20 protein-coding genes are annotated in these 19,416 nt (G+C 67.1%); 12 read left to right on the top strand and 8 right to left on the bottom strand.

All coding sequences use genetic code 11. The features are described from left to right. Nucleotides 1-27: 27 nt before the first annotated feature. Nucleotides 28-933 carry a ketopantoate reductase family protein gene (locus CFB52_RS29670; protein WP_059579231.1) on the bottom strand — a complete coding sequence of 302 codons (906 nt, stop codon included), beginning with the start codon at nt 931-933 and terminating at the stop codon, nt 28-30. Nucleotides 934-1,187: 254 nt separating this feature from the next. On the opposite strand from CFB52_RS29670, the gene CFB52_RS29665 reads away from it, so the two are divergent. Continuing rightward, a complete protein-coding gene (locus CFB52_RS29665; protein WP_059639005.1) occupies nt 1,188-2,480 on the top strand; it encodes an MFS transporter in 1,293 nt (430 codons plus the stop codon). A gap of 66 nt (nt 2,481-2,546) precedes the next feature. Here CFB52_RS29665 and CFB52_RS29660 read toward each other — a convergent pair whose 3' ends face one another. Then, nucleotides 2,547-3,443: a LysR substrate-binding domain-containing protein gene (locus CFB52_RS29660; protein WP_059579224.1), complete on the bottom strand. Its 897-nt coding sequence runs from the start codon at nt 3,441-3,443 to the stop codon at nt 2,547-2,549. A gap of 132 nt (nt 3,444-3,575) precedes the next feature. On the opposite strand from CFB52_RS29660, the gene CFB52_RS29655 reads away from it, so the two are divergent. After that, on the top strand, nt 3,576-4,208 hold the full coding sequence (locus CFB52_RS29655; RefSeq protein ID WP_099318241.1) for an FMN-dependent NADH-azoreductase: 633 nt from the start codon (nt 3,576-3,578) through the stop codon (nt 4,206-4,208). A gap of 95 nt (nt 4,209-4,303) precedes the next feature. On the opposite strand, the gene CFB52_RS29650 is transcribed toward CFB52_RS29655, so the two are convergent. Further along, a complete protein-coding gene (locus tag CFB52_RS29650) occupies nt 4,304-4,921 on the bottom strand; it encodes a LysE family translocator (RefSeq protein WP_099318240.1) in 618 nt (205 codons plus the stop codon). Between the two features lie 67 nt (nt 4,922-4,988). On the opposite strand from CFB52_RS29650, the gene CFB52_RS29645 reads away from it, so the two are divergent. After that, a complete protein-coding gene (locus CFB52_RS29645; RefSeq protein WP_099318239.1) occupies nt 4,989-5,912 on the top strand; it encodes a LysR family transcriptional regulator in 924 nt (307 codons plus the stop codon). Nucleotides 5,913-6,454: 542 nt separating this feature from the next. Next, nucleotides 6,455-6,787, top strand: a complete 333-nt coding sequence (locus tag CFB52_RS29640) for a cupin domain-containing protein (protein WP_099318238.1) — start codon at nt 6,455-6,457, stop codon at nt 6,785-6,787. 172 nt (nt 6,788-6,959) lie between these two features. On the opposite strand, the gene CFB52_RS29635 is transcribed toward CFB52_RS29640, so the two are convergent. After that, nucleotides 6,960-7,259 carry an H-NS family nucleoid-associated regulatory protein gene (locus CFB52_RS29635; RefSeq protein ID WP_059579211.1) on the bottom strand — a complete coding sequence of 100 codons (300 nt, stop codon included), beginning with the start codon at nt 7,257-7,259 and terminating at the stop codon, nt 6,960-6,962. A 226-nt stretch (nt 7,260-7,485) separates the two neighbouring features. On the opposite strand from CFB52_RS29635, the gene CFB52_RS29630 reads away from it, so the two are divergent. The 3 genes from CFB52_RS29630 (at nt 7,486) to CFB52_RS29615 (ending at nt 10,381) form a co-directional block, all read left to right on the top strand. Further along, entirely contained in the window at nt 7,486-7,974 is a 489-nt protein-coding gene (locus tag CFB52_RS29630; RefSeq protein WP_099318237.1) for a RidA family protein, read from the top strand. Between the two features lie 791 nt (nt 7,975-8,765). Further along, nucleotides 8,766-9,017, top strand: coding sequence for a hypothetical protein (locus CFB52_RS29620; protein ID WP_059639011.1), 252 nt, complete (start codon nt 8,766-8,768; stop codon nt 9,015-9,017). A 329-nt stretch (nt 9,018-9,346) separates the two neighbouring features. Then, complete coding sequence (locus CFB52_RS29615; protein WP_256940237.1) at nt 9,347-10,381, top strand: helix-turn-helix transcriptional regulator; 1,035 nt, start codon at nt 9,347-9,349, stop codon at nt 10,379-10,381. A gap of 35 nt (nt 10,382-10,416) precedes the next feature. Here the strand turns inward: CFB52_RS29615 and CFB52_RS29610 are convergent, their stop codons facing one another. Next, nucleotides 10,417-10,611 (bottom strand): hypothetical protein, encoded by a 195-nt coding sequence (locus CFB52_RS29610; RefSeq protein ID WP_081066444.1) that lies wholly within the window; start codon nt 10,609-10,611, stop codon nt 10,417-10,419. A gap of 546 nt (nt 10,612-11,157) precedes the next feature. On the opposite strand from CFB52_RS29610, the gene CFB52_RS29605 reads away from it, so the two are divergent. The 5 genes from CFB52_RS29605 to CFB52_RS29585 all read left to right on the top strand — a co-directional run bounded on the left by CFB52_RS29605 (nt 11,158) and on the right by CFB52_RS29585 (nt 16,985). After that, nucleotides 11,158-12,144, top strand: a complete 987-nt coding sequence (locus CFB52_RS29605) for a TRAP transporter substrate-binding protein (RefSeq protein ID WP_089465933.1) — start codon at nt 11,158-11,160, stop codon at nt 12,142-12,144. Continuing rightward, nucleotides 12,141-12,713 carry a TRAP transporter small permease gene (locus tag CFB52_RS29600; protein ID WP_059579196.1) on the top strand — a complete coding sequence of 191 codons (573 nt, stop codon included), beginning with the start codon at nt 12,141-12,143 and terminating at the stop codon, nt 12,711-12,713. The genes CFB52_RS29605 and CFB52_RS29600 overlap by 4 nt, the downstream gene beginning before the upstream one ends. 4 nt (nt 12,714-12,717) lie before the next feature. Continuing rightward, nucleotides 12,718-14,070: a TRAP transporter large permease gene (locus CFB52_RS29595; protein ID WP_059579193.1), complete on the top strand. Its 1,353-nt coding sequence runs from the start codon at nt 12,718-12,720 to the stop codon at nt 14,068-14,070. A 94-nt stretch (nt 14,071-14,164) separates the two neighbouring features. Continuing rightward, entirely contained in the window at nt 14,165-15,256 is a 1,092-nt protein-coding gene (locus tag CFB52_RS29590) for a beta-propeller fold lactonase family protein (RefSeq protein WP_099318236.1), read from the top strand. A 169-nt stretch (nt 15,257-15,425) separates the two neighbouring features. After that, entirely contained in the window at nt 15,426-16,985 is a 1,560-nt protein-coding gene (locus CFB52_RS29585; RefSeq protein WP_089465932.1) for a methyl-accepting chemotaxis protein, read from the top strand. 154 nt (nt 16,986-17,139) lie between these two features. Here CFB52_RS29585 and CFB52_RS29580 read toward each other — a convergent pair whose 3' ends face one another. The 3 genes from CFB52_RS29580 to CFB52_RS29570 are packed head-to-tail and all read right to left on the bottom strand — an operon-like array spanning nt 17,140 to nt 19,387. Beyond that, nucleotides 17,140-17,391 (bottom strand): hypothetical protein, encoded by a 252-nt coding sequence (locus CFB52_RS29580; protein WP_059579186.1) that lies wholly within the window; start codon nt 17,389-17,391, stop codon nt 17,140-17,142. Nucleotides 17,392-17,423: 32 nt separating this feature from the next. Beyond that, nucleotides 17,424-18,842 (bottom strand): FAD-binding oxidoreductase, encoded by a 1,419-nt coding sequence (locus CFB52_RS29575; protein WP_089465931.1) that lies wholly within the window; start codon nt 18,840-18,842, stop codon nt 17,424-17,426. A 2-nt stretch (nt 18,843-18,844) separates the two neighbouring features. Further along, a complete protein-coding gene (locus CFB52_RS29570) occupies nt 18,845-19,387 on the bottom strand; it encodes a permease (protein ID WP_089465930.1) in 543 nt (180 codons plus the stop codon). Between the last annotated feature and the right edge of the window lie 29 nt (nt 19,388-19,416).

Genomic DNA, 19,416 nt, shown 5'->3' with positions numbered 1-19,416 from the left:
AAGCGCGTTTGCATCGACCGCCGCCCGTCACGCGCGGGCGGCGGCCTTCGCTTCGAGCATCTTCACGAGCAAATGGAGCGTCCGGTTAACCGGCGTATCGATGCCCGCGGCCAGCCCGCGCCGCACGATCGCGCCATTCAGGTGGTCGATCTCGCACGGTTTGCCACGCGCGAGATCCTGCGCGGTGGACGAATACTGGCCGGCGGGAATCGTCGCTTCGATTTGCGCGACGATCTCCGCCGGCCCTTCGGTGAAATGGACGCCTTCGGCGGCCGCCACGGCGAGACACTCGGCGACGGCCGCGCCCATCGTCGCGCGCAGCGCGTCGCGATGCGGCATCTCGCCGAGGGGCAGATGCACGATCGCGGAAATTGCGTTGTACGCGCAATTCAGCATGAACTTGCGCCAGAGCGTCGCGCGCACGTCGTCGTCGATCCGGGTCGGAATGCCCGCTTCGCGCAGCACGTGCGCGAGCCGTTCGCTGGACGGCGACGCCTCGATCGCGAGATCGCCGCGGCCGTGGTGCAGCAAATAACCCGGGCCGGCCATCTCGCTCGCCACGTAGACGGCAGCCGAAATGACGGGGCGGTCGAGCTCGGCGCGCAGCAGCGCGGCGTTGTCCACGCCGTTCTGCAGACTGACCACGATCGCGTGCGGGGCCAGCACGTCGCGCAACGCGCGTGCCACGTCGGCGGTATCGCCGGACTTCACGCAGACGAGGACGACCTCGGCCGATCGGGCCGCGTCGGTCTGGATCGATGCGTCGACCGGCACGCGCTGGTCGAACGTGCGCGTATGCAGGCGCAGGCCGTGGGCGCGGATCGCGTCGACGTGAAGCGGCCGGCCAATGAACACGACATCGTGGCCGTGCAGCGCGAGCATGCCGCCGAAGTAGCAGCCGACCGCGCCGGCGCCGAGAACCGCAAACCGCATGATTGCTCCAGATGGAAAACCGTCGACGTGTCATGCATGCGGTATCCGCATGTGACGGGCCGGGCCAACGGGCCCACCCATTGGTATAGAACACGCGAGTCGCGCCAACTATTCCCGATGGGGCGGCGATCGATCTCGAACCGTGTGCCGAATCATCGTCACGCAATGGAATGACCGCTACTGCTCAGGTGTTGTTAGCCAGTAGCACACCGTTGGCGTCACCCGCTTCCCCTTCCCCCGGACCTTTTCAGAAGATGAATTCCACCCATCCGCTTTCGCTTCCGGCCGTACCGAACCGCCCGCTGACCGGCAGCGATCACCGAACGCTCGTGCTCGCGGCGCTGGGCGGCGCGCTCGAGTTCTACGACTTCGTGATTTACGTGTTCTTCGCGGCCGTCATCGGCCAGCTGTTCTTTCCGCCCGCGATTCCCGACTGGCTGCGCCAGTTGCAGACCTTCGGCATTTTTGCCGCCGGCTATCTCGCGCGGCCGCTCGGCGGCGTGGTGCTGGCTCACTTCGGCGATCTCGTCGGCCGCAAGCGGATGTTCACGCTGAGCGTGATGCTGATGGCGCTGCCGACGCTCGCGATGGGCCTGCTGCCGACCTACGCGTCCCTCGGGATCGCCGCGCCCGTGCTGCTGCTGGTGTGCCGGCTGTTGCAGGGGGCGGCGGTGGGCGGCGAAGTGCCTGGCGCGTGGGTGTTCGTGGCCGAGCACGTGCCGCCGCGCCATGTCGGCTACGCGTGCGGGCTGCTCACGGGCGGCTTGACGCTCGGCATCCTGCTCGGCTCGCTGATCGCGTCCGCGATCAACCATCACTATTCGCCGGCCGCGATCGACGCGTATGCGTGGCGGCTGCCGTTCGTCGTCGGCGGGTTGTTCGGCGTGCTGTCGGCGCTGTTGCGGCGCTGGCTCGACGAAACGCCCGTATTCGTCGAAATGAAGCGGAACCGGGCGCTCGTCGCCGAGGCGCCGTTGAAGACGGTACTGCGCGACCACGGCCGCGCGGTGATCGCGTCGATGATTCTCACCTGGACGCTCACCGCGGCGATCGTCGTCGTGATCCTGATGACGCCGACGCTCGTCGCCAAGCGCTTCCATATCGCGCCCGCGCTCGCGCTGCAGGCCAATTCGGCCGCGACGTTCTGCCTGACGATCGGATGCGTCGTCGCCGGGTCGATCGCGGGGCGAATCGGCACGGCGCGCACGATCTTCGTCGGCTGCCTGTTGCTGGGTGCATCGTTCTGGTTGATGGCCGCGCGGCTCGCCGTCGATGCGTCGCTGCTGCTGCCGCTTTACGCGGCGTGCGGCTTCTTCGTCGGTGCGGTGGCGGCCATTCCGGTCGCGATGGTGCGCGCGTTTCCGCCGGCCGTACGCTTTTCCGGCATCTCGTTTTCGTACAACGTCGCGTATGCGCTGTTTGGCGGCCTCACGCCGGTGTTCGTGTCGTTGATGCTGAAGACGAATCCGCACGCGCCGGAACTGTACGTAGGCGTGCTCTGTGTCGCCGGCGCGCTGACGGGTTTCGCGTTGCGTCCCGCGCGGTAGCACCGCGGCCGCGCCACGCACGACGCGCGGCCTTCCGCATGTGCCGGCGCCGCGGCCCGTGGGCGTTCATGCAGGCGTGACACCGTGACGATGGCGACGCTTGCCGGCGCCCGTGCGGGCCGCCGTCTCGTCCAGAATCGTCGCGGCGAATTCGACGGCCGCCGGCATCCGCGGGTCGTGCATCATCACGAATTCCATATCGGGCAGCCGCGGCAAGCCCTCGGGCGGCCCCAGTTCCCGCAGCGTGTCGTCGATCGCGCTGCGCGGCATCGGCGCGATCGCGATGCCGGCCCGTGCGAACGCCAGCACGCCGGCCACGCTCGGGCTTTCGCACGCGATCCGGTAGCGCATGCCGGCCAGCGCGAGCGCCTTGATCGCGGCGCCGCGGTATGGGCACGGATCGGGGAAGCACGCGAGCGGCACGTCGCCTTCCGGAAGCGGCTCGTGGCGCGCGAATGCCCAGGCGAGCGGCTCTTGCCACAACGTCGTGCCGTGGCCCGCGTGCGAGCAGCGGCTCCCGATCACGACATCGAATTCGCCGCGTGCGTGCCGGCGAAACAGGCTGTCGCCGATATCGACGGCGAGATCCAGCCGTAGGCCGCGCCGGGCGGCGCCATGGCGGCGCATCAGGTCGGGCAGCCAGCCGCCCGCGAAGTCCTCCGATACGCCGATCCTCAGCTTGACGTCGGCCGCTCGATCCGTTCCGAGCCTTGCCCGCGCTTCCTCGCTCAGGTTGAGCATCGCGCGCGCGTAGCCGAGCAGCGTTTCGCCATGCCCGGTCAGCGTGACGCTGCGCGTATTGCGCACGAGCAGCGCCTGCCCGACCTGTTCTTCGAGGCGAACGATCTGCGCGCTGACCGCGGACTGGCTGAGATTCAGCCGGCGCCCGGCGCCGGTGAAGCTGCGCACGTCGGCGACCGCGACGAACGTATGAAGGAGCGCCGTATCGAGGGGAGGATTCATTCATCACCCATCCGGGTTAATTTGATCAATTAATATCGTTTCCAGATTATAGGCTCACCCGCTAGGCTGCGAAGCACGGTGGGCGAGCGCGCATGGGGCGCGCCGCCGTCACTCCTGACAAGGACCGGCTCCATGACACGCGTGCTCTATATCGAAGGCTCACCCAACAAGGCCTATTCGGCATCCATCGAGGTGTGCGATGCATTTCTCGACACCTACCGGCAGGCTCATCCCGATCACGAGATCCGGAAGCTCGACATCTGGGATCTGCCGATGCCCGAATTCGACGGGGCCGCGCTTGCCGCGAAATATGCGGGATTGAGCGGCACGGCGTTGACGCCGGAGCAGGCGGCCGCGTGGCGGCAGATCGAACGGCTCGCGGCGCCGTTCCACGAAGTGGACAGGTTTCTGTTCGGCGTGCCGCTGTGGAATTTCAGCATTCCGTACAAGCTCAAGCACCTGATCGACGTGATCTCGCAGAAGGATGTGTTGTTCACGTTCGACGAAACGGGTTTTACCGGCAAGCTGGCCGGGAAAAAGGCGGCGGTGGTCTACGCGCGCGGGCTTGCCTATCAGTCGCCGGGGTCGTTTACGCCGGCCGCCGAGTTCGATCTGCAGCGCCCTTACATGGAAACGTGGCTCAAGTTCGTGGGCGTGACGGACATCACCGGGATCGTCGTCGAGCGCACGTTGTTCGGCCCGGACGGGAAGGTCGATCGGAGCCGGGCGATCGACGAAGCACGGGCGATCGCGCGTACGTTTTGACGTTGTCGGCGCCGTGCATACGGGCGTCGTGCATACGAGCGCCGTGCATACGCGCGTCGGGCAATCGGCGCCGCGCATGCGCCGCGGGTCGAGCGTCAGCGCCCGCCACGTGCGATGGCGAGCGCGACGCCGAAGCCCACCAGCAGGCATCCGAACGTGCGGTCGATCCAGTGCCGCAGCGACAGCAGGCGATCGCGAACACGCGTGGCCGAGAAACAGATCGCCACGAGGCTGAACCAGCCGGCGTGTGCACCCACGATGAATGCGCCGTAGCCGATCTGCACGATCAACGGCGTGTCGGGCCGGACGGCCTGCATGAACAGGCTGACGATGAATACCGTGGTTTTGGGGTTCAGCGCATTGGTCAGGAAGCCCGTGCGCAGCGCGGCGAGATCGGACAGCGGCGCGACGGCGGCGTCGGCTTGCGCATCGCCGGCTTTCGTCATGAGCATTCTTGCGCCGAGGTAGATCAGATAGATCGCGCCGATCAGCTTGACGGCATTGAAGAGCCACAGCGACTGACGGATCAGGAGCCCGACGCCCAGCAGCGTGTAGCTCACGTGGACGATCACGCCGAGCCCGATCCCGCATGCGGTGAGCACGCCGGCACGACGCGACAGCATCAGGCTGTTGCGCGTGACCATCGCGAAGTCCGGGCCGGGGCTGATGACGGCCAGCAGCGTAATGGTGACTACGACTATCAACTCGGTCATGGCGTCGCTCCCGCGATCGATGTCTTGGTGGCACAATCCTACCCACCATGCTTCATCGGGAAAAACGATGATTTCTGACCGGAATGGTGAGTCTGAATCACAATCTATCCGTACCGGCTTGCCGTCGCTGATGGCGCTGCGTTGCTTCGAGGCGGCGGCGCGCCACGAGAATTTCACCCGCGCGGCCGACGAGCTGTGCCTGACCCACGGCGCGGTCAGCCGCGCGGTACGTCTGCTCGAGGACGATCTGGGTGTGGCGCTGTTCGAGCGGCGCAGTCGTCGCGTGTTCCTGACCGAGGCGGGCCGCACGCTCGCCCAGGCCGTCCACGATGGCCTGGGGCTGATGCGTCACGCCGCCCACACGTTGCGCGCCGAGGCCGCCCGTACGCGGCGGTCGGTCCTGTCGTGCGAGCCGACGCTGCTGATGCGCTGGCTGATCCCGCGCTGGCCGGATTTCCAGGCGCGGCATGCAGGCATCGACATCCATCTGGCCGCCGCAGGCGGGCCGTTCTCGTTCGACGGCGGTATCGACATGGCGATTCGTCGCAACGATTTCGCGTGGCCGGCGGCGTATCACGCCGAGCATCTGTTCGCCGAACGGGTGGGGCCGGTTTGCCGGCCGGACAAGGTCGGCGCGTGGTTTGCGTCGCGTCGCGGCGCCCGTGCGCTGAAGCACGACGCAGCGCTGCTGCATGCGCGGACGCGGCCGGACGCGTGGAATGCATGGGCGGTGGCCGCGAATCAGCCGGCCGCGGGCCGGCGCGGGCAGCGGTTCGATCACTTCTACTTCAGTTTGCAGGCGGCCGTCGCGGGGCTGGGGGTGGCGATCGGGCCGTGGCACCTGGTGCGCGACGATATCGAAAGCGGAGTACTGGTTGCCCCGATGGGATTTGTCGAGGATGGATCGGATTACTACCTGTTGACGCCGGCGCCGGTGGCGGACGGGAGTGCGCAGGCGGCGTTGCTGGGGTGGTTGAGGGCGATGGTCTGACGCGAGCCGCCGGGCGGGATTTCAAACGACCGGCGAAGACGCGTGCCCGGATGCGCGACGCGCCAATCGATGCCGGGCGCCGCGAGGGCCGGCACTTCGTTGGCGCCTGTATCGATATCGATGGCCCGGACAATATCGTCGCTGATCGGGCAAACGCAACCGCGAATCGAAATAAAGAATGAATGTACGGGCCGATGCTTGCTCATGCCGGACAGCGAACGGAAAATGCGTCGATCGACGCACGTTCGCAAGCCCGTTATTCGCGTGAACGGCCCAGGCTCGACGCTGCGCAGGCCGGCCGGATGTCGGCCCGCTTTAACCGAAATGGCCCGTGGTGACGTGCGCGCCGCTAAAAGAATGCCGGGTGCGTGCTTTATCGCTGCAACGAATGAGCGCCGGTGAAATCGCCGTCATTCTTCATCTTTTTGACGCGGCTTTTAACGGCACTCGTGCAAACCCGGGCGACGTCAGCGTGCAGCGGACATTTCCGGTCGCCTTTAAACCCGCATCCTTTACCCGACAGTCAACGACGAGACGAAGCCATGCCACTTCAAACCGGTAATTTATTCAGCGTCGAAGGGCGGCGCGGCGGCGACGAGCGAATCGACATGCTCGTGACGGGCGCGCGCGTGAATGTCGAGCGAATCGTATCGATGGGGCACGCGAGCCCGGACGGATTCTGGTATGACGACCCGCGGGCCGAATGGGTCGTGCTGCTGTCCGGTGCGGCCGTGCTCGAATTCGAAGAAGATGCAACGCGGCTCGACATGCACGCCGGAGATTACGTGCTGATCGAGCCGCATTGCCGCCATCGTGTCGCGTGGACGCATGACGAAGTGCCAACCGTCTGGCTTGCCGTCTATTACGAACGCTGAAGAAAGGATTGGCGTGCGGCACGCGCGGTCGATAGGCCGGCGCGCGACACGCCGATCGGGCAAAACCTCGTCTACCGGTGCGGCCTTGGAATACCGCCGGTATCGATGCCCCAATCAATGCCGCAATCGCCGGACAGCGCGTGGAATCGCGCGCCGGCACAGGGCGGGAATCTTATTCCTGGATCAGGAATCGATTGCGATTCTTCGCATCCTTGATCCATGCGGGCGCGCGACCGCGGCCCGACCAGGTCGCCCCGGTCTTCGGATCGCGATACTTCGCCTGCACGGGGGCGCCCGCCTGTTTGGACGGCCGACCGCGGCGCGTACCGAAAATGTCTTTTTCGGTAATGCCGTATTCCGCGACTTTGGTGCGGATGTCGTCGACGATCGCCTGGAATTCCGCGACGCGCGCTGCTTCGGCTTTTTCGGCCAAAGCATCCATTTGGGCTTTCAGTTCCTTGTAAGTTGCCATATATCACTCTTCAGGTTGTGTCCATACATGATAGCGGTTTCAGCCCGAATGATGAAGAAAATTGCGCCGACTACGGATTCCATTGTCGATATGGCAATGCGCGACTGCTTCGAACACCTGAGAAGTGGTTCGATTGGATCGTTTGCGTCCGATCCTCTCATGCGGGACAAGCTTCTGAGACTCAATTATTCTTTATCTCTTTTCAGAAGGATTGGGGAATTCACTGATGAACAGGGATGACAGACTGAAACAGGTCGCCGCCGATTTCGGATTCGATCCGGACGAAACGATCCGCATTGGCGGAAAGTACACGCCGGTTCTGGTCGATGGCAGGACGGCCTACATTGCCGGCCAGATTCCGCGAATCGGGGAAGTCGTGCATTTCGTCGGTATCGTGGGCGAATCCGTTTCGCTGGACGACGGCCGCCGCGCGGCCGGTATCTCGGCGCTGCGTGCGCTGTCGCTGATCCGCAACCAGTGCGGCACGCTCGATGCGATCGCGACGGTGCCGCGCATGACCGTGTACGTGCGAAGCGCACCGGGCTTCACGATGCAAAGCGAAGTGGCCGACGGCGCGTCGGACGTGTTGTACGCGGTGCTCGGCGACGCCGGTGTCCATACGCGCTCGTCGGTCGGCGTGCTGCAATTGCCGAAGGGCGCGGCGGTCGAAGCCGATTTCATCTTCGGGCTGAATCGCGGCGCCGCTGTCGGTTGATCCGGAGTGGCCGGGCCGACGGAACGAGCCGCTTTGCGGCGATCTTCCATCCTTCGCGCCCGGCAACCGTCTTCGAATACGAACCGGGTTGACGGGGCAGCGACGAACCGGTGTTCCCAGGTTGCTTCGGTGAACACACCATCGGACGTCGCCGCGAGATAGGCGTTGTCGCCGGAGATCGCGGCGCAACTGCTGGTCGGCACGACACGCCGCAGGCGACGGCGTACGGTTTTGCCGTCTCGAGACGGTGCGCGTGCCGAGCGCCGCCGGATCGGCCAGCGCCTTCCGCGGATCGCCGACCGTGATCGTGAAGGGCGACGCGGGAGGGAACACCGTGCCGCAATCGGCCATCGCGTCGGCGTGCGATCGGGGTTCGAGCAGGTCCGCGCGGAAAGAGCGGATCGTGCCGGGCTTGCCGGCGCTCCATTCGTCAGATGTGAAACCCGCGCGACTCGCCGCAACGCGCGCCATCGTGTTGTCGGGAATCTGTCGCGCCGTGACGCACCCGCCGTTTTTCCACCCCGTCATTTCCGGAAGCCGTTCCCGGCCCATATCGGCCGGCATCCCCACTTTTGGGGATGCCGGCGCCGAGCGGTACGCCTACGATGGTCAACAAGGCACCGGAGACCGGATATCACCAGAACAATCGAGCAGGCCTGCCGTTTCGCGGCGATCGACGCGGTCGTCGCGTGCGCCGATGCGCCACGTGCGCGGTGCGTGGTTGGCGCCGCGGGTGATCGCGCATGGATCGCGGTAGGTCTGATGTCGTATTTCGGGGAATGTCAATCACTATGCTCGCACGAGACTATGTGGAACGAGAGCTCTCTCACATCCAGAGAATGGTGGCGCTGCTGGACAGCGAGACGGACGTCGACGACGTGTCGATGTCGGGCCCGGGTCGCGTCCGGCATCCGCGCTACTGGCGCGGGCGTATCGAGGAACTGCTGTCGACGCCCAACGTGCCGCGTCACGTCAGAAAGCTGAGCGAAGCCGTGCTCGCGAAGATCGACGCGATGGAAGCGCGGTTCGCGGCGATGAAGTAAGCACATCGTCGGGCAGGTCAGCGAAACGCGGTCCATCGCGTCGTCGTCGCTGCTTTACCTGGCCGCCATCCCGCTCGGCCTGCACCGCGCAGGCAGTCGCCTGAGTCGACACGGATTGCGTCGCCGTGTCGAAAACGACCATTACGTCTGACGAGAAGCGGAAACAGACGTGGTATTTCGACCAAACCCGCATCGCCGATTTGAACAACCAGACCGATTGAGTAAGATTCGCGAACGGCGTTCGACATAAACGCACGGCGCGGGGTGGTCAGATGCAGACGAACGGGTTGATTCCATCGGCATGGATCGATGACGTCTACGCCGCGGCGTTGGGCGATCAACGATGGGAAGCGGTGCTGGACGGGCTGCGTTTGTCGGTCGGCGTACGCATGGCGACGCTGCTGTCGTTCGACGATGCGGCGCGGGTGCCGGCGATCGAGCGGGCGGCCGGCGACGATTCGTCATGGGTGGCCGCGTGCCACCGCAGCTACAACACCGAGTTCTACCTGTACGACCCGGTCGTGCCGGTTGCCGCCGACTGGCCGGCAGGGCGCTGGTTCGAGGACGTCAAGCACCTGTCGGTGCGGCAGCGCACACATGGCGTGTTCTATCGGGAATTCCTGCAGCCGTTCGGGCTCGGCAGCATCTCGGGCCTGTACATCCACCGCGGCGAGCGCGCCGGCGCGTTCCTGAGCGTACAGAGCGGGCCCGACGCGCAGGGCCTGTCCGACGACCAGCGCCGCACCATCGAAATCATGGGCGCGCACATCAGCCGGGCGCTGCGGATCCACGCACGCATCGGCGAGCTCGAGGCGCGCGTGGCCGCCGCGGAATCCGCGCTCGACGCCGTGCCGGTGCCGGTGTTCCTGCTCGGCGCGCGACGCGAGTTGCGTTATACGAACCGCGCGGCCGATCAGCTGATCGCCGCGGAACCGGCGCTGCGGATCGTGAACGGGCGCTTTGCGCCGGAAGGCTGCGTCGACGATGCGCAATGGCGACATGCGTTCGCGCGCGGCGGGCTGTTGCTGCGGCGCGCGACGGGCGAGCCGCTGCCCCTCGCGCTGATTCCCGTTCCCGAACAGTCGCGCCTCGCGCGTGAACGGCCCGGAGTCGCGGCGCTGATGACGGCCGCCGACCTGCGCTCGCCGGCGGCGCGCGCGCAGCGCTTGCGGGTGTTCTACGGGCTGTCGTCGGCCGAGGCCGATCTCGCCGTGCTGCTGTGCTGCGACGGGCGCTCGCCGCAGGAATGCGCGACGCTGCGCGGCGTATCGATCGGCACGGTCCGCGCGCAGATCAAGTCGATCTACACGAAAACCGACGTGGCCCGCGCCGCGCAACTGACGTCGCTGGTCATGCAGACCTGAGCGACCGATGCGCGCCGGCGCGGCCGCGTCGGGCTCTATCCGCCGCCGATTCCCTGCAGTATCTTGCCGGTCCCGCCGCAGACGGTGCACGGCTGGCCCTCCACCCGGCCGGTGCCGCGGCACACGCGGCACGTGTCCTCGCCGACGCCCGGCGCGTCCGCCGGGCCTTCGTCGCCGGCGTTCGGCGGGGTAGCCGGGTCGGGTATCGCTGATGGCTTCGTGGTCGACATCACAGGCTCCTTTCGCGTGGCACGCTGTCCGGGCGAGCATCGCGCGTACCTGCCTGCCGGGCCGCGCGCGACGGCGACGGATCGCTCGCGTGTCATAGCGCCGCTCCCGCGTGGACCCCGTACGGATTCGGCCGATCCATTCCAGGGAGCCCGACGAGCGCCTCGCTGCCGTAGGCGCGCCGGCCGGATCGATCGAATGCGTCGCCTGATCAGTCATCCTATAACGTGGAGATGCGAAGCGAAAGAAGGCTGTCGGATGCGGGGAGGCTGCGGTGCCAGCGTCCGACCGCCTGCTGATTCGCCGCCGGAAAACGTTTCTCGAAACAATTGAGATACTGGGAATACAGTTCCCCGATTTCTGCAAAAGACCCGTGATGGTAAAGGTTATAGGGGTATGCACCGAGTGAGTTAAACGATTAACCGACGTACATTCGCTCAACACATCATACGACGTATGACTCCGCGGTCCGACGAAGCGCCCCGGCGACGCAGGTGCGTGCCGACGGATCGCCGCACAACAACGATCGACCATCAAGGAGACTCACCATGAAGCACCGATTCACCGGCTCCCGTACCGCCCTGGCGGTTGCGCTGATGACCGGCTTCGCGATGTCCGCGCACGCGCGCGTGTTCCGCTCGGCGGACGTGCACGGCGACAACTTCCCGACCAACATGGCCGTGAAGTTCATGGGCGAGGCATTGTCGAAGCAGACGGGCGGCAAGGATTCGATCAAGGTGTTCGGCAACAGCGCGCTCGGTTCGGAGAAGGACACGGTCGACCAGGTGCGGATCGGCGCGATCGACATGGCGCGCGTGAACGGCGCGTCGTTCAACGAGATCGTGCCGGAATCGCTGATCCCGTCGTTTCCGTTCCTGTTCCGCGACGTCGACCATTTCCGCAAGGCGATGTACGGCCCGGCCGGCCAGAAGATCCTCGACGCGTTCACCGCGAAGGGGATGATCGCGCTGACGTTCTACGAGAGCGGCGCGCGCTCGATCTACGCGAAGCGCCCGGTGCGCACGCCGGCCGACATGAAGGGGCTGAAGGTGCGCGTGCAACCGTCCGACCTGATGGTCGACGAGATCAAGGCGATGGGCGGCACGCCGACGCCGATGCCATTCGCCGAGGTGTACACGGGGCTGAAGACGGGCCTCGTCGACGCGGCGGAAAACAACCTGCCGTCGTACGAGGAAACCAAGCACTACGAAGTGGCGCCCGATTACTCGGAGACGCAGCACGCGATGACGCCCGAAGTGCTCGTGTTCTCGAAGAAAGTCTGGGACACGCTGTCGCCGCAGGAGCAGGCGGCGATCAGGAAGGCGGCGGCCGATTCGGTACCGTACTACCAGAAGCTGTGGACCGCGCGCGAGGCGTCCGCGCAGCAACTGGTGACGAAAGGCGGCGCGAAGATCGTGCCGGCCGCGCAGGTCGACCGCGCGGCGTTCGTGAAGGCGATGCAGCCGCTGTGGACCAAGTATGAAAAGACGCCGCAGATGAAGCAGATCGTCGACGAGATCGAGGCAACCAAGTGACGCGTCGCACTTCCCTGAACGGCGCGGCGGCCGCGGGCTCGCCGGCTGCCGCCCCGGACGGCGCGGGGCCCGCGCGGCCGCACGCCGCGCCGCTGTTGCGCTGCGTGAACGACGTGCTGTTCCGCGTGCTGGCGGGAATCGCGTCGGCGTGTCTCGCGGTGCTCACGGTGCTGGTGTTCTACGCGGTCGTGATGCGCTACGTGTTCGACAACGCGCCGGATTTCGTCGAGCCGATCGCGCTGTTGCTCGTGATCGTGATCGCGATGTTCGGCGCGGCGATGAAGGTGCGCGACGGCGGGCATATCGGCCTCGATTCGCTGGTGCGCCGGCTGTCGCCGAAGGCGCGCACGGTCGTCATCGCGATTCAGCACCTGAGCCTGATCGCGTTCGCGATCATGATCGTGATCGGCTGCGGCAGCATGGCCGCCGAGACGATGGGCGACCGCATCCCGATCATCGGGCTGCCCGAAGGCGTGCGCTACCTGATCACGATGCCCGCGGCGGTTGCGATCATCCTCTTCTCGCTCGAGCACCTGCTCGCGCTTCGTCGTTCTTCGTCGGGACAATAACGCCATGGAACTCGCGATCCTGTCCGTCAGTTTTCTGATTTTTCTCGTCCTCGGCGTGCCCGTGTCGTTCGCGCTCGGCATTGCGTGCGTACTGACCTACATGGTCGAAGGCCTGCCGATCGCGACCGCGATGCAGGCGATGATCTCGGGGATGAACGCGTTCTCGTTCCTCGCGGTGCCGTTCTTCATCTTCTCCGGCGAACTGATGCTGCACGGCGGCATCGCGGACCGGATCCTGCGCTTCGCGCAGGCGACCGTCGGCCACTTCCGCGGCGGCCTCGGGATGGCGAACGTCGTCGCGTGCACGCTGTTCGGCGGCGTGTCGGGCTCGCCGACCGCCGATACGTCGGCGATGGGCGGCGTGGTGATTCCGCTGATGAAGCGCGAAGGCTACAGCGCCGCGTACGCGGTCAACGTGACGACGCATGCGTCGCTCGCCGGCGCGCTGATGCCGACGTCGACCAACATGATCATCTACGCGTTCGCCGCGCAGGGCATCACCGGGATGCTGCACGGCCAGCCTGTGAGCGGCGTGTCGATCGGCGACCTGCTGTTCTCGGGCCTGTTGCCGGTGTTGTGGGTGATGGGCTTCGTGCTCGCCGCCGCATACTGGCAGGCCGTGCGTCACGGCTATCCGCGCCGCGAGGACGGCTCGTCCGCGCTGCCGCGGTTTCCCGGCTGGTATGCGGTGCTGCGCAGCTTCGTCGGCGCGGTGCCCGGGCTGATGGTGATCGCGATCATTCTCGTGTGCGTCGCGAAGGGCATCGCCACCGCGACCGAAGCGGCCGCGATCGCCGTGGTCTACTCGCTCGTGCTGACCGCGGTGGTCTACCGCACGCTGACGGCCGAGAAGCTGCGCCGCGCGCTGTCGCATGCGGCGCGCACGACGGGCGTCGTGCTGCTGCTGATCGCGGTGTCCAACATGCTGCGCTTCCAGATGTCGTACCTGGAGATTCCGGATGCGATCGAAGGGCTGCTGAAGCAGTCGACCGCCGCGCCCTGGCTGATGCTGCTGTACATCAACATCATCCAGGTGTTCCTCGGCACGTTCGTCGACATGGCCGCGCACATCCTGATCACGACGCCGCTGTTCCTGCCGATCGCGATGGCGTGCGGGGTCGGGCCGGTGCAGTTCGGCATCATGCTGCTGCTGAACTGCTCGCTCGGCCTCGTGCACCCGCCGATCGGCTCGGTGCAGTTCGTCGGCTGCGCGATCGGCAACGTGTCGATCGGCGAGACCACGAAGATGGCGTGGCCGTACTACCTCGCGATCTTCAGCGCGATCAATATCGTCACGTACATGCCGTTCTTCTCGACGTGGCTGCCGAGCGTGATCAGCGGGCACGCCGTGTTCTGATCGCACGCTTCGCCCGTCGCGGCGCCGGACGACCGAGGGTGTCCGGCGCCGCGGTCGCATCCACGGTTCACTTTCTTCACTTCACGTCACTTCCATGAAAACGACTCTCCTGCGGCGCGCCGTGGCGGCGGCCGCGTTGACGATGGTGGCTTCGTTGGCACACGCGGCGACGTATGCGTACGTGTCGAACAGCGACAGCCGCGACATCTCGGTGTTCGGCGTCGATACGGCGACCGGTGCGCTGACCGCGATCGAAACCGTGCCGGTCGGCGGCGCCGTGATGCCGATGGCGCTGTCGCCCGATCATCGGCGCCTGTACGCGGCATTGCGTTCGACGCCGTATCGCGTCGTCAGCTTCGCGATCAATCCGCTCGACGGGCGGCTGAGCGAGCTGGGCCGCGCGCCGCTCGCGGACAGCATGGCGTACGTGTCGACCGATGCGTCGGGCCGTTACCTGTTCTCGGCGTCGTATGGCGGCAACCTGCTCGCGGTGAACCGGATCGGCGCGGACGGCGTGGCCGGCGACGTGCAGCAGACGGTGAAGACCGGCCCGATGGCGCATGCGATCCGCCCGTCGCCGGACGGCCGCTATGCGTTCGCGTCGGTGCTCGGCGCCGACGCGTGGCTGCGCTTGCCGTTCGATGCGTCGACCGGCACGCTGACCGACACGGGCGAGCCTGCGTATCGGCTGCCGGAGAAATCCGGTCCACGCCATTTCGTGTTCTCGTCGAACGGGCGGTTCGCCTACCTGATCGACGAACTCGACGGCAAGCTGCACGTGCTCGCGCTGTCGCACGGCGGCGCCGATGCGCGGGCGATCCAGACCGTGTCGATCCTGCCGCCCGATTTTCACGGCGACAAGCCGTGGGGCGCCGACCTGCATCTGACGCCGGACGGGCGCTTCCTGTACGCATCGGAGCGCACGTCGAGCACGCTCGCCGCGTATCGCGTCGATGCGAAGTCGGGCACGCTCGCGCAGATCGGCACGTTCGCGACCGAACCGCAGCCGCGCGGCTTTGCGATCGATCCGTCGGGCAGGTATCTGCTCGCGGCCGGGCAACTGTCGCCGACGTTGGCCGTGTACCGAATCGATCGCGTTACCGGACATCTCGACGCAATCGGCAAGTATCCGGTCGGCAAGGGCGCAAACTGGGTCGAGATCGTCACGTACGACGGGACGAACTGATTCGGTGTGCGGCGCAACGGGCGGCATCGATCGCGTGCCGCCCGTTTCGCGAACGGAATGCAACCGCACTCGCACACTCGCCCGCGCCGCGAACTACCGGTCGATCGACTCAAGTTGGAGCAGCCGCCGTCGTTAACCGATAAGGGATAACTTCGGGAGTCGATTCGCCATGCGTGATCTGAAAGTGAAAAGCAGTCTGCTTGCCGTGCTCGCCGCGTTCGCCGCGATGATCGTCGTCGGCGGCATCGTCGGGATCGTCGCGCTCGGCAGCGCGAACACGAACGCGAAGCGCCTGCACGAAATCGCGACGCAGACGTCGCTCGTCAACGACGCTTACAAGGACAGCACGCGTACCCGCTCGGCGCTCGTCCGTGCGTATTCGGCGCTGAAGGAGCACGACGATCCGGCGCAGCGCGACTCGGCGCTGCAAAGCGCGCAACGCACGTTCGATCTTTCCGCGAAGGAAACGCAGGCGTTCAAGGATGCCGCACCGGTCGGCAACCTCGGCGCGGACCTGAAGCAGGCGCTCGTCGAGTCGTCGACGCATCTCGCGAGCGTGCTCGCGCGTGCGGCCGACGCGCTACGCAACGGCGACACCACCGCGTATGCGGCGATCAACGACAAGGAGATCACGCTCGCCGGTCAGGTGTATTCGGCGAACGTCGAGAAATTCCAGCGCATCGCCAACCAGCTCGCGCAAGACTCGATCGACGCCGACAACGCCGCCTATACGCGCATCATCGCGATGGTCGGGATCGGCGTCGCGCTGGCGCTCGCGCTGATCGTCACGACGCACTTCGCGCTGCGCGCGATCGTGTCGCGGCCGCTCGCGAACGCGGCCGCGCTGCTCGACCGCATCGCGTCGAACGACCTGACCGTGACGGTGCCCGATGCCGGCCGAAACGAAATCGGCCAGCTGTTCGCGGCGATGAAGAGGATGCAGGCGGGGCTCGCGGCGACCGTCACCGGCATGCGCGACAGCAGCGATGCGATCCATACGGCCGCACGCGAGATCGCGGCCGGCAACCTCGACCTGTCGAGCCGTACCGAGCAGCAGTCGGCGTCGCTCGAGGAAACGGCCGCGAGCATGGAGCAGTTGACGTCGACGGTGCGCCAGAACGCGGACAATGCGCAGCAGGCGAGCACGCTCGCGGCAAGCGCGGCGGACCTCGCGCAGCACGGCGGCGAACTGGTCGGCCGCGCGGTCGACATGATGGGCGTGATCAACGCGAGCTCGCAGAAGATCGCGGAGATCACCGGGATGATCGACGGGATCGCCTTCCAGACCAATATCCTCGCGCTCAACGCGGCGGTCGAATCGGCTCGCGCGGGCGAACACGGGCGCGGCTTCGCGGTCGTCGCGGGCGAGGTGCGCACGCTGGCGCAACGCAGCGCGAGCGCCGCGCGGGAGATCCGGCAGTTGATCGGCGCGTCGATCGACGACGTGCGCGACGGCAATGCGCTCGTGACGCAGGCAGGGCGCGCGATGGACGAGATCGTGTCGTCGGTGCGACGCGTGGCGACGATCATGACCGAGATCACGACGGCCACCGTCGAGCAGAGCGCGGGCATCGACCAGGTCGGCCAGGCCGTCACGCAGATGGATCAGATGACGCAGCAGAACGCGGCGCTGGTCGAACAGGCCAGTGCCGCCGCGACGGCGCTCGAGCAGCAGGCCGGGTCGATGCAGGTCGCGATGTCGGTCTTCCGGGTGGCGCGGGCGGGGTGAGCCGCCTGCCGACGCGGCCGTGTTCGGCGCGCCGCGTGAAGCGGTGTGGGTCATCGGCATCGGCGCCGGTAGCAGCAGTCCCGCTTGTATCGACATCGACGACGACCGTGTGCGGCCGCTCGTCACGACCGCACGGAGCGACGCGAACGCTCACCTAACCCGGTGGTGCATCGCGCTCGGCATCGCCGTCCGATGCGTCATCGCCCGACCGATCGTTGCGCCAGTGCGCAAGCTCGCGCCACAGCGCCGGCCGCGCATGGTCACGCGGCGGCAATTCAATGACATACGCGACGCCACGTACGTTGACCACCGCACCCGAGTCGGGCAGCGCGGGAATGCCCGCGGACGACGGATCGTCGTCCGGCTCGGCGGCGACGGTTGGGCAGGGCGGGCATGGCGACATCATGCGAATTCTCCGTGGGGTGTCGAAGCGGTGCATCAGTAACGGACCCGCCCGACCAGGCCGAGCGGATCGATCGCGTGCTGGACGGCGCCGGCGAGTTGCCGTTGCGCGGCCGGCACGTGCTTGCGGTAGTACGCGATATTGACCGGGCCGATGCCGTGTTCCGCGCTGAAGCAGCCGCCAGCCTGCACGACACGGTCGTACAGCGCGCCGCGCAGCGCCACCTGCTGCAGCGCCCCGTAGCGTTCCGCGTTGGCATGCGGAATCGACACGACGAGATGGCAGCCGCCGTCGCCGAAATGGCCGAACGCATGACAGCGCAGCGACGGATGCGCGGCGGCGAGCCACCGCTCGGCATCGGTGACGAATCCTGCCAGCGCGCCACGCGGAAACGACACGTCGAACGACAGCGGCAGGCCGTCCTGCGCGACCGCGGCCGGCAGCGCGTCGCGAATGCGCCAGAACCGTTCCGCCGGCCCGCACGCGGCGTCGAGCACCGCGCGATCGCTTGCGAGCGCGTCGAGCGTCGCGACGGCGCGCTCCTCCAGCAGCGCATCGAGCCCCGGCATGCCGGTCGCGATCTCGACGAGCGCGTAGCAGGCGGCCGTGCCGGCCTCGAACGGCGCGCGCAATGCGGGAAACGCGGCGGCGATGCAATCGACCGCCGCCGCCGACATGAATTCGAACGCCGACAGCATCTCGCCGAATGCGCGTTCGAATGCGAGCAGGCCGGCGAGCGCGGCGTCGTACGACGCGAACGCGACGAACACCGCGCACGACGACCGTTCGAGCGGCGCGAGCGCGAACGACACGGCGGTGACGAGCCCGTTCGCGCCATTCGCGCCGATGAAGCATTGCGCGACGTCGAAGCCCGCGTTGCGCTTGCGCAGCGGCGCGAGCGCGTCGATCACGGTGCCGGCTTCATCCGCCAGCACGACTTCGACGCCGAGCACGTGACGGCGCACGTCGCCGTACTTGATCAGGCGGCTGCCGCCCGCGTTCGCGCCGACGAGGCCGCCGGCCGCCGGATCGCTGCCGAGATCGATCGGCACGCAGAGCCCGGCGTCGCCCGCGACGCGATTGATGTCGGACAGCCGCACGCCGGCCTCGACCGTGATGCTGCGATTGGCCGGATCGAACGCGCGAACGGCGCGCATCCGCTCGAACGACACCACGCATTGCGTGCCGCCGCGATCGGGCACGGCCGCGCCGACGAGGCCCGTGCGCGCACCTTGGGCGACGAGCGCGATCCGGTGCGCGACGGCGGCGCGAACGAGCGCGCGCACGTCGGCGGTCGATGCCGGCCGCGCGACGCCGAGCGGCACACCGCCGTGATGCAGGACGTCGGTCGCATACGGCTCGCATGCGGCGCCTTCGAGCCAGCCGTCGCCGAGCGCCGCGGCGAGCGCGTGCCGCGGCGCGGCGTGTGCCGCGTGTGCGGGCAGCGCGTTCATCGTCAGCCTGCCCGCGCGAGCTGCTTGCGCAGCCGGCCGCGTACGACGACCAGCGCGATCAGCGGCACGACGCCGCCCCACAGCGGGCTGTTGCGCATCGCGATCGACACCGCGAGCGCGACGATGGTGACGGCGAGCAGCACGAGCGACAGCGAACGCGCCCGCGCGCGATCGACGAGCGTGCCGTCGACGAAGCCGCCGTCCGACCACGCGGTATGCACGATGCCGACCACCAGCACGCAGACGAGCATCGCGGCCGGCCCGAGTTCCTCGCCCCACAGACGGCTACCTGTCGGCGAAACCAGCGCGAGCACCGCACCGATCACGAGGAACAGGTCGACGCCGAGCGCGATGCTGTTGCGCTCCGCGCGGCGCATCAGCCACGCGCCGTGCACGAGCGCGAGCACGCCGCCGATCAGGAACGCGTGGGTCCAGCGCAGGTCCGGCTGTTCGGGGCCGAGCCGGCCGTAGAACAGGAACACGATCGCCGGCAGGAAGTTGCTCGCGTGCAGCAGGTAGCCGGTTATGGGATGGGTCGATTTCATCTGTGTCTCTCCTTCGTCGAAACAGCGGG

The organism is Burkholderia sp. AU18528 (assembly GCF_002223215.2).
Taxonomy (GTDB): Bacteria; Pseudomonadota; Gammaproteobacteria; order Burkholderiales; family Burkholderiaceae; genus Burkholderia; species Burkholderia semiarida.
Note: the sequence above shows the minus strand (reverse complement) of the source record. Positions and strands in the feature narration are given on the sequence as shown.

Bases quoted from the DNA above. Each gene is read 5' to 3' on its own strand.
- CFB52_RS29590 (WP_099318236.1), top strand. From the start codon at position 14,165: ATGAAAACGACTCTCCTGCGGCGCGCCGTGGCGGCGGCCGCGTTGACG.
- CFB52_RS29645 (WP_099318239.1), top strand. From the start codon at position 4,989: ATGATTTCTGACCGGAATGGTGAGTCTGAATCACAATCTATCCGTACC.
- CFB52_RS29635 (WP_059579211.1), bottom strand. From the start codon at position 7,259: ATGGCAACTTACAAGGAACTGAAAGCCCAAATGGATGCTTTGGCCGAA.
- CFB52_RS29605 (WP_089465933.1), top strand. From the start codon at position 11,158: ATGAAGCACCGATTCACCGGCTCCCGTACCGCCCTGGCGGTTGCGCTG.
- CFB52_RS29665 (WP_059639005.1), top strand. From the start codon at position 1,188: ATGAATTCCACCCATCCGCTTTCGCTTCCGGCCGTACCGAACCGCCCG.
- CFB52_RS29670 (WP_059579231.1), bottom strand. From the start codon at position 933: ATGCGGTTTGCGGTTCTCGGCGCCGGCGCGGTCGGCTGCTACTTCGGC.
- CFB52_RS29595 (WP_059579193.1), top strand. From the start codon at position 12,718: ATGGAACTCGCGATCCTGTCCGTCAGTTTTCTGATTTTTCTCGTCCTC.
- CFB52_RS29655 (WP_099318241.1), top strand. From the start codon at position 3,576: ATGACACGCGTGCTCTATATCGAAGGCTCACCCAACAAGGCCTATTCG.
- CFB52_RS29650 (WP_099318240.1), bottom strand. From the start codon at position 4,921: ATGACCGAGTTGATAGTCGTAGTCACCATTACGCTGCTGGCCGTCATC.
- CFB52_RS29620 (WP_059639011.1), top strand. From the start codon at position 8,766: ATGCTCGCACGAGACTATGTGGAACGAGAGCTCTCTCACATCCAGAGA.
- CFB52_RS29630 (WP_099318237.1), top strand. From the start codon at position 7,486: ATGAACAGGGATGACAGACTGAAACAGGTCGCCGCCGATTTCGGATTC.
- CFB52_RS29570 (WP_089465930.1), bottom strand. From the start codon at position 19,387: ATGAAATCGACCCATCCCATAACCGGCTACCTGCTGCACGCGAGCAAC.
- CFB52_RS29640 (WP_099318238.1), top strand. From the start codon at position 6,455: ATGCCACTTCAAACCGGTAATTTATTCAGCGTCGAAGGGCGGCGCGGC.
- CFB52_RS29580 (WP_059579186.1), bottom strand. From the start codon at position 17,391: ATGATGTCGCCATGCCCGCCCTGCCCAACCGTCGCCGCCGAGCCGGAC.
- CFB52_RS29585 (WP_089465932.1), top strand. From the start codon at position 15,426: ATGCGTGATCTGAAAGTGAAAAGCAGTCTGCTTGCCGTGCTCGCCGCG.
- CFB52_RS29660 (WP_059579224.1), bottom strand. From the start codon at position 3,443: ATGAATCCTCCCCTCGATACGGCGCTCCTTCATACGTTCGTCGCGGTC.
- CFB52_RS29575 (WP_089465931.1), bottom strand. From the start codon at position 18,842: ATGAACGCGCTGCCCGCACACGCGGCACACGCCGCGCCGCGGCACGCG.
- CFB52_RS29610 (WP_081066444.1), bottom strand. From the start codon at position 10,611: ATGTCGACCACGAAGCCATCAGCGATACCCGACCCGGCTACCCCGCCG.